This window comes from Maricaulis sp. D1M11 (assembly GCF_047308265.1).
GTDB lineage: Bacteria > Pseudomonadota > Alphaproteobacteria > Caulobacterales > Maricaulaceae > Maricaulis.
Genome location: NZ_JBKQWY010000004.1, coordinates 88,193 through 94,770, shown reverse-complemented (window position 1 = coordinate 94,770; position 6,578 = coordinate 88,193). Strand labels below are relative to the sequence as shown.

14 protein-coding genes are annotated in these 6,578 nt (G+C 59.2%); all 14 read left to right on the top strand.

Translation table 11 applies throughout. The features are described from left to right. Positions 1-137: 137 nt before the first annotated feature. From rpsJ to rplE, 14 genes are read left to right on the top strand one after another with little or no spacing between them, the layout of a single operon-like run. Complete coding sequence (gene rpsJ, locus RMQ97_RS09050) at positions 138-452, top strand: 30S ribosomal protein S10 (RefSeq protein WP_011643734.1); 315 nt, start codon at positions 138-140, stop codon at positions 450-452. 3 nt (positions 453-455) lie between these two features. Next, positions 456-1,241, top strand: coding sequence for a 50S ribosomal protein L3 (gene rplC, locus RMQ97_RS09045; protein ID WP_413660545.1), 786 nt, complete (start codon positions 456-458; stop codon positions 1,239-1,241). Further along, positions 1,241-1,876, top strand: a complete 636-nt coding sequence (gene rplD / locus RMQ97_RS09040) for a 50S ribosomal protein L4 (RefSeq protein WP_413660544.1) — start codon at positions 1,241-1,243, stop codon at positions 1,874-1,876. Before rplC ends, rplD begins: the two co-directional genes overlap by 1 nt. Before the next feature lie 2 nt (positions 1,877-1,878). Continuing rightward, positions 1,879-2,175 carry a 50S ribosomal protein L23 gene (locus RMQ97_RS09035; RefSeq protein ID WP_413660543.1) on the top strand — a complete coding sequence of 99 codons (297 nt, stop codon included), beginning with the start codon at positions 1,879-1,881 and terminating at the stop codon, positions 2,173-2,175. A 4-nt stretch (positions 2,176-2,179) separates the two neighbouring features. After that, positions 2,180-3,016, top strand: a complete 837-nt coding sequence (gene rplB / locus RMQ97_RS09030) for a 50S ribosomal protein L2 (RefSeq protein ID WP_413660542.1) — start codon at positions 2,180-2,182, stop codon at positions 3,014-3,016. 12 nt (positions 3,017-3,028) lie between these two features. After that, positions 3,029-3,307 (top strand): 30S ribosomal protein S19, encoded by a 279-nt coding sequence (gene rpsS / locus RMQ97_RS09025; RefSeq protein ID WP_413660541.1) that lies wholly within the window; start codon positions 3,029-3,031, stop codon positions 3,305-3,307. A 3-nt stretch (positions 3,308-3,310) separates the two neighbouring features. Beyond that, on the top strand, positions 3,311-3,691 hold the full coding sequence (gene rplV / locus RMQ97_RS09020) for a 50S ribosomal protein L22 (protein WP_413660540.1): 381 nt from the start codon (positions 3,311-3,313) through the stop codon (positions 3,689-3,691). After that, positions 3,691-4,395: a 30S ribosomal protein S3 gene (gene rpsC, locus RMQ97_RS09015; protein WP_413660539.1), complete on the top strand. Its 705-nt coding sequence runs from the start codon at positions 3,691-3,693 to the stop codon at positions 4,393-4,395. Before rplV ends, rpsC begins: the two co-directional genes overlap by 1 nt. Before the next feature lie 12 nt (positions 4,396-4,407). Further along, positions 4,408-4,821, top strand: coding sequence for a 50S ribosomal protein L16 (gene rplP / locus RMQ97_RS09010; protein ID WP_413660538.1), 414 nt, complete (start codon positions 4,408-4,410; stop codon positions 4,819-4,821). 14 nt (positions 4,822-4,835) lie between these two features. Then, complete coding sequence (gene rpmC / locus RMQ97_RS09005; RefSeq protein ID WP_413660537.1) at positions 4,836-5,042, top strand: 50S ribosomal protein L29; 207 nt, start codon at positions 4,836-4,838, stop codon at positions 5,040-5,042. A gap of 3 nt (positions 5,043-5,045) precedes the next feature. Further along, the gene (rpsQ, locus tag RMQ97_RS09000) at positions 5,046-5,282 is read left to right on the top strand and encodes a 30S ribosomal protein S17 (RefSeq protein ID WP_413660536.1); all 237 of its coding nucleotides are present in this window, start codon (positions 5,046-5,048) and stop codon (positions 5,280-5,282) included. 39 nt (positions 5,283-5,321) lie between these two features. Next, on the top strand, positions 5,322-5,690 hold the full coding sequence (gene rplN, locus RMQ97_RS08995; RefSeq protein WP_413660535.1) for a 50S ribosomal protein L14: 369 nt from the start codon (positions 5,322-5,324) through the stop codon (positions 5,688-5,690). Then, positions 5,690-6,007 (top strand): 50S ribosomal protein L24, encoded by a 318-nt coding sequence (rplX, locus tag RMQ97_RS08990; RefSeq protein WP_413660534.1) that lies wholly within the window; start codon positions 5,690-5,692, stop codon positions 6,005-6,007. The genes rplN and rplX overlap by 1 nt, the downstream gene beginning before the upstream one ends. Further along, positions 6,000-6,554: a 50S ribosomal protein L5 gene (gene rplE / locus RMQ97_RS08985; protein ID WP_413660533.1), complete on the top strand. Its 555-nt coding sequence runs from the start codon at positions 6,000-6,002 to the stop codon at positions 6,552-6,554. Before rplX ends, rplE begins: the two co-directional genes overlap by 8 nt. Positions 6,555-6,578 lie beyond the last annotated feature (24 nt).

The following is a 6,578-nucleotide window of genomic DNA, read 5'->3' as shown; positions in this document are numbered from 1 at the left end:
GGTCGTACCGTCGGCGCCGGCGTCGTCTCCTCCATCGTCGAGTAATCACTCTATTTAGTCTGTCCGGGGCGGGGCCCTGAAAAGTTCCGCCCTGGGCAATTTGCTCTTTTGAAAGTTGAAGACACGGGATCGGTTTGATGGAACGTCAAAACATCCGCATTCGCCTGAAGGCGTTCGATCACCGGGTTTTGGATAATTCCACCCGGGAGATTGTCTCCACGGCCAAGCGTACGGGCGCGAATGTTCGCGGTCCGATTCCGCTGCCGACGCGCATTGAAAAATTTACGGTGCTGCGGTCTCCGCACATCGATAAAAAGTCGCGGGAACAATTTGAAATTCGGACGCACAAGCGTCTTTTGGACATTGTCGACCCGACACCGCAGACAGTTGACGCGCTCATGAAGCTCGACCTGTCCGCTGGCGTCGATGTTGAGATCAAGCTGGGAGCGTAAGTCATGCGCACAGGTGCGATCGCTAAGAAGCTGGGCATGACCCGCGTCTTCTCCGAAGAGGGAAGCCACGTTCCGGTCACGGTCCTGCATGTAGATAATTGCCAGGTCATCTCCCATAAGACCGGCGAGCGTGACGGTTATACCGCTCTGCAGCTCGGCGCGGGTGATGCCAAGGCGAAGCGGACGAACAAGGCCCAGCGCGGTCATTTCGCGAAGGCCCAGGTTGCGCCGAAGCGCAAGCTGGTCGAGTTCCGCATTTCCGACGACCAGGTGATTGAAGTGGGTGCTCAGATCACCGCCGATCACTTTGTTCCGGGCCAGAAGATCGATGTGGCGGGTACGTCCATCGGTAAGGGCTTCGCCGGTGCCATGAAGCGGCACAATTTCGGCGGTCTGCGGGCCTCTCACGGTGTGTCTATCTCGCACCGTTCGCACGGCTCCACGGGTCAGTGTCAGGATCCGGGCAAGGTCTTCAAAGGCAAGAAAATGGCCGGTCACATGGGTGCCGCCCGCGTTACAGCCCAGAACCTGGAAGTGGTTCGTGTGGATGTGGATCGCGGTCTGGTCCTGGTGAAGGGCGCGGTGCCGGGTTCCGCCGGTGGCTGGGTCGAGATCCGCGATGCCGTCAAGGGCTTCGGTGACATCGAACTGCCGCTGCCGGGCAAATTCCTGACGCTGGACGAGCTCAATGCTCCGGCCGTCGAGGACGCACCGGTTGAGAACGAAGCACCTGCGGGCGAGGCCGACGTGCCTGCTGCAGATGCTGCCGGTGAGGAAGGAACGGAATAATGAAGGTCGAGGTCAAATCCCTCACGGCCCAGGAAGCCGGCGCCATCGAACTCGATGATGCCGTGTTCGGCATCGACGAAATTCGTGCCGACCTCCTGCAGCGTGTCGTGAAGTGGCAACTGGCTGCGCGTCAACAGGGCACCCACAAAACCAAGGGTCGCTCCGAGATTGCGCGGACCAAGAAGAAATTCGGTCGCCAGAAGGGCGGCGGCGGTGCCCGTCACGGTGCACGGTCTGCTCCGATCTTCGTTGGTGGTGGTCGCGCCCACGGCCCGCGTGTTCGCTCTCATGCTCACGATCTTCCCAAGAAGGTTCGTGCGCTGGGTCTGCGCCACGCTCTGTCCTCCAAGATCAAGTCTTCGGACCTGATCATCCTGGACACGGCTGAAATGGACGCCCCGAAAACCCGCGAGCTTCGCACGGCTTTCAACGGTCTGGGTCTGAGCAATGCGCTGATCATCGACGGCGAGACCGTCAATGAGAACTTCGCTCTGGCGGCCCGTAACCTGCCGTGTGTCGATGTCCTGCCGGCTCAAGGCCTGAACGTGTATGACGTTCTGCGCCGTGACACGCTGGTGCTGACCAAGGCGGCCGTGGAGAAAATCCACGAGCGCCTGAGCGCCAAGGAGGCCTGATCATGTCTGCATCTGCACATCATTACGACACGATCCTGAGCCCGTGCATCACCGAGAAAACCACGATCATGTCCGAAGAGGGCAAAGTGGTCTTCTTCGTGCCGCTGACGGCGAACAAGAAAGAGATCGCGGATGCGGTCGAAGCTCTGTTCGGTGTCAAGGTCACGGCGGTGAACACGATCAAGGTTCACGGTAAAGCCAAGCGTTTCCGCGGTATCGCGGGCAAGCGCAATGACCAGAAAAAAGCGGTGGTCACCCTGGCTGAGGGTGACTCCATCGACGTGACGACGGGGCTCTAAGACCATGGCCTTGAAAACATTCAAACCAACCTCTCCGGGCCGTCGCGCCCTGGTTCTGGTTGACCGGTCTGCCCTGCACAAGGGTCGCCCGGAGAAGACCCTTGTTGAAGGTCTCACCAAGTCCGGTGGCCGCAACAATACCGGTCGTATCACTTCCCGCCGTCGTGGTGGTGGTGCCAAGCGCCTGTACCGTCTGGTCGACTTCAAGCGTCGCAAGTTCGACGTGCCGGCCACGGTCGAGCGTCTGGAATACGACCCGAACCGCACGGCCTTCATCGCCCTCATCAAGTATGAGGATGGTGAAAAGGCTTACATCCTGGCACCGCAGCGTCTGGCTGTCGGCGATACGGTCATTGCGGCCAATCGCGCTGACGTGAAGCCGGGCAATGCCATGCCGCTGAAATCCATCCCGGTCGGCACCATCATCCACAATGTGGAGCTGAAGCCGAAAAAGGGTGGCCAGATCGCCCGTTCAGCTGGTGCCTATGTCCAGCTGGTCGGCCGTGACGCCGGTTATGCCCAGATCCGTCTGGCGTCCGGTGAGCTGCGCATGGTGCAAGACACCTGCATGGCCACGGTCGGTGCGGTGTCCAACCCGGATCACCTGAACGTCAATCTCGGCAAAGCCGGTCGCAACCGTCACCTCGGTCGTCGCCCGTCTGTTCGTGGTGTCGTCATGAACCCGGTGGATCACCCGCATGGTGGTGGTGAAGGCCGCACGTCCGGTGGTCGTCACCCGGTGACCCCTTGGGGTAAGCCGACCAAAGGTGCCAAGACCCGCCGGAACAAGTCGACCGACAAGTTCATCATCCGCTCGCGCCACGAGCGCAAGAAGCGATAGGGAGCCGACGATATGCCTCGCTCTGTCTGGAAAGGTCCGTTCGTCGACGGCTATCTGCTGAAAAAAGCGGAAGCTGCGCACGATGCTGGCCGAAAGCAAGCGATCAAAACCTGGTCGCGCCGTTCTACGATCCTGCCGCAATTTGTGGGTCTGACCTTCCAGGTCCACAACGGCAATAAATTTGTTCCCGTTCTCGTGACCGAAGACATGGTCGGCCACAAGCTCGGTGAATTCGCCCCGTCGCGGACCTATTACGGTCACGCTGCGGATAAAAAAGCCAAGCGGAGATAAGCGATGGGTCAGTCTGCTAACCCCCGCCGCGTCGCCGATAACGAAGCACGCGCAAAGCTGCGGATGATCCGTATCAGCCCGCAAAAGCTGAACCTGGTGGCCGCGCTCATCCGCGGCAAGAAGGTGGATCGCGCTCTGGCCGACCTGGAATTCTCGCGCAAGCGGATCGCCGGCTCGGTCAAGAAGACGCTGGAAAGCGCCATCGCGAACGCGGAAAACAATCACGGTCTCGACATCGACAATCTCGTCGTTGCTGAAGCCTATGTCGGCAAGAACCTGGTCATGAAACGCTTCCGTGCCCGTGCACGGGGTCGTGCGGCCAAGATCTTGAAGCCGTTTTCCGAGCTCACCATTGTGGTGCGCGAAGTTGAGGAGGCTGCATAATGGGTCAGAAAGTTAATCCGATCGGCCTGCGCCTCGGTATCAACCGGACCTGGGAATCCCGCTGGTATGCCGGCGGCACCGAGTACGCCAAGCTGCTGCACGAGGATATCAAGATCCGCGAGATGCTCAAAAAGCGTCTCAAGAATGCCAGCGTGTCGAAAATCGTCATCGAGCGTCCGCACAAGAAATGCCGCGTCACGATCCACACGGCGCGTCCGGGTGTTGTGATCGGTAAAAAGGGTTCGGATATCGAAGTCCTGCGCCGCGATCTGGCCAAAATGGTCAACAGCGAGGTTTTCCTGAACCTCGTTGAGGTCCGCAAGCCGGAAGTCGACGCCAACCTGATCGCTGAATCGATCGCTCAGCAGCTGGAACGCCGTGTGGCTTTCCGCCGCGCCATGAAGCGTTCGATCCAGTCGGCCATGCGCATGGGCGCCAAGGGCTGCAAGATCATTCTCGGCGGCCGTCTCGGCGGTGCTGAAATCGCTCGTACCGAGCAGTACCAGGAAGGCTCTGTGCCGCTGCACACGTTGCGCGCAGACGTCGACTATGGGACCTGCGAGGCCAAGACCGCCATGGGTATCATCGGCATCAAGGTCTGGGTCTATAAGGGCGAGATCATGGAACATGACCCGCTGGCTCAGGAGCGTCGTCTCCAGGAGTCCGGTGAACAGCGCGCCCGTTCGGGCCGCCAGGCCGCGTAAGGGGCTTGAGTTATGCTGCAACCAAAACGTACTAAATTCCGCAAGGCGCACAAAGGCCGGATCAAGGGCAATGCAAAGGGCGGCTATTCGCTGGTCTTTGGCTCTTATGGCCTGAAAGCGCTGCAACCGGAGCGCGTTACTGCGCGTCAAATCGAAGCCACACGTCGTGCCATCACCCGTCATATGAAACGGGCTGGTCGTGTGTGGATCCGCGTCTTCCCGGATCTGCCTGTCACGGCAAAGCCGACTGAAGTTCGGATGGGTAAAGGTAAGGGCTCGGTTGAATTCTGGGCCTGTAAGGTCAAGCCGGGCCGGATCATGTTCGAGATCGACGGTGTACCTGAGGACGTGGCTCGCGAAGCCCTGTCCCTGGGTGCTGCCAAACTGCCGATCAAGACCAAGATCGTCGCTCGCCTGGGCGAATAAGAGGAGTTCGGATCATGAAAGCCGTCGATGTTCGCGCCATGACCGAAGATCAGCTCAAGGACGCGCTCCTTAAGCTGAAAAAAGAGCAATTCAACCTGCGTTTCCAGGCTGCCAACGGCATGCTGGAAAACACGGCCCGTTTTAATCAGGTGCGCAAAGACATTGCGCGCATCCTGACCATCCAGACGGAACGTGCTGCGCAGACAGAGCAAGGGAGCTAAGCTGTGCCAAAGCGTATCCTGCAAGGCGTGGTGGTCAGCGATAAAGGTGCCAAGACCGTCGTCGTAAAAGTCGAACGGACCTTCCTGCACCCGCTGCTCCGCAAAACCGTGCGTCGTTCCAAGCGTTATCACGCCCACAACGAAACCAGCACGATCAAGGTTGGTGACACGATCCAGATCCAGGAATGTGCACCGAAGTCGAAACTGAAGCGGTGGGAGGTCGTGACCACCGAGGGCTAAGCCCTTAGTGACACGGTCTGATTCCAAGGAGGATCTGCCATGATCCAGATGCAAACCAATCTGGACGTTGCCGACAATTCCGGTGCCCGCCGAGTGCAGTGCATCAAGGTGCTCGGTGGCGCAAAGCGCCGCTATGCGAGCGTCGGTGACATTATCGTCGTGTCCGTGAAGGAAGCCATTCCGCGCGGTCGCGTGAAAAAGGGTGATGTGCGCAAGGCGGTTGTCGTGCGCGTGGCCAAGGACATCAAGCGTCGTGACGGTTCCGTCATCCGCTTTGACTCCAACGCCGCTGTCATCATCAACAACAACAACGAGCCGATGGGCACACGTATCTTTGGTCCGGTCCCGCGCGAACTGCGTGGCAAGAACCACATGAAGATCGTCTCCCTGGCTCCGGAGGTGCTGTAATGGCGGCCAAGATCAAAAAGGGCGACAAGGTCGTCATGCTGGCCGGTCGTGACAAGGGCAAGACGGGCGAGGTTCTGACGGTTATGCCGGACGAGGATCGCGTCGTGGTCTCCGGCATCAATGTCGTGAAGCGCCACCAGCGTCCGACCCAGGCTGACCCGGGCGGTATCAAAGAAAAAGAAGCGCCGGTGCACGTGTCCAACGTCGCTATCGCTGACCCGAAATCCGGCGAGCCGACCCGTGTCGGTTTCAAGACGCTTGAAGACGGCCGCAAGGTCCGTGTCGCCAAGAGCTCTGGTGAGGTTATCGATGTCTGATACCTATACGCCGCGTCTGCGCTCGAAATATGCGGAACAGATCCGTGAGCGCATGAAAGAGAAGTTCGGTTACGACAACCCGATGCAGATCCCGCGCCTGGACAAGGTCGTGATCAATATGGGTGTTGGCGAAGCCGCTCAGGACTCCAAGAAAATCAAGGGTGCCCTTGAGGATCTGGAAGCCATCGCCGGTCAAAAGCCGGTGAAAACCATGGCCAAGAAATCCATCGCCGGCTTCAAGCTCCGTGAGGAGCAGGTGATCGGTGCCAAGGTGACCCTGCGACAGGATCGTATGTACGAATTCCTGGACCGCCTGATCACCATTGCTCTGCCGCGCGTCCGTGACTTCCGCGGTCTCAATGGCAAGAGCTTTGACGGCCGTGGCAATTACGCGATGGGCCTGAAAGAGCATATCGTGTTCCCGGAGATCGACTACGACAAGGTCGAGAAGATCCGGGGTATGGATATCGTGGTCTGCACCACTGCAGGCAATGATGAAGAAGCGAAGGCCCTGCTGGCCGAGTTCGATTTTCCGTTTTCGAACTAACGCAGCAGGAAAGCAGGACCGAGC

Bases quoted from the DNA above. Each gene is read 5' to 3' on its own strand.
- rpsJ (WP_011643734.1), top strand. From the start codon at position 138: ATGGAACGTCAAAACATCCGCATTCGCCTGAAGGCGTTCGATCACCGG.
- rplC (WP_413660545.1), top strand. From the start codon at position 456: ATGCGCACAGGTGCGATCGCTAAGAAGCTGGGCATGACCCGCGTCTTC.
- rplD (WP_413660544.1), top strand. From the start codon at position 1,241: ATGAAGGTCGAGGTCAAATCCCTCACGGCCCAGGAAGCCGGCGCCATC.
- RMQ97_RS09035 (WP_413660543.1), top strand. From the start codon at position 1,879: ATGTCTGCATCTGCACATCATTACGACACGATCCTGAGCCCGTGCATC.
- rplB (WP_413660542.1), top strand. From the start codon at position 2,180: ATGGCCTTGAAAACATTCAAACCAACCTCTCCGGGCCGTCGCGCCCTG.
- rpsS (WP_413660541.1), top strand. From the start codon at position 3,029: ATGCCTCGCTCTGTCTGGAAAGGTCCGTTCGTCGACGGCTATCTGCTG.
- rplV (WP_413660540.1), top strand. From the start codon at position 3,311: ATGGGTCAGTCTGCTAACCCCCGCCGCGTCGCCGATAACGAAGCACGC.
- rpsC (WP_413660539.1), top strand. From the start codon at position 3,691: ATGGGTCAGAAAGTTAATCCGATCGGCCTGCGCCTCGGTATCAACCGG.
- rplP (WP_413660538.1), top strand. From the start codon at position 4,408: ATGCTGCAACCAAAACGTACTAAATTCCGCAAGGCGCACAAAGGCCGG.
- rpmC (WP_413660537.1), top strand. From the start codon at position 4,836: ATGAAAGCCGTCGATGTTCGCGCCATGACCGAAGATCAGCTCAAGGAC.
- rplN (WP_413660535.1), top strand. From the start codon at position 5,322: ATGATCCAGATGCAAACCAATCTGGACGTTGCCGACAATTCCGGTGCC.
- rplX (WP_413660534.1), top strand. From the start codon at position 5,690: ATGGCGGCCAAGATCAAAAAGGGCGACAAGGTCGTCATGCTGGCCGGT.
- rplE (WP_413660533.1), top strand. From the start codon at position 6,000: ATGTCTGATACCTATACGCCGCGTCTGCGCTCGAAATATGCGGAACAG.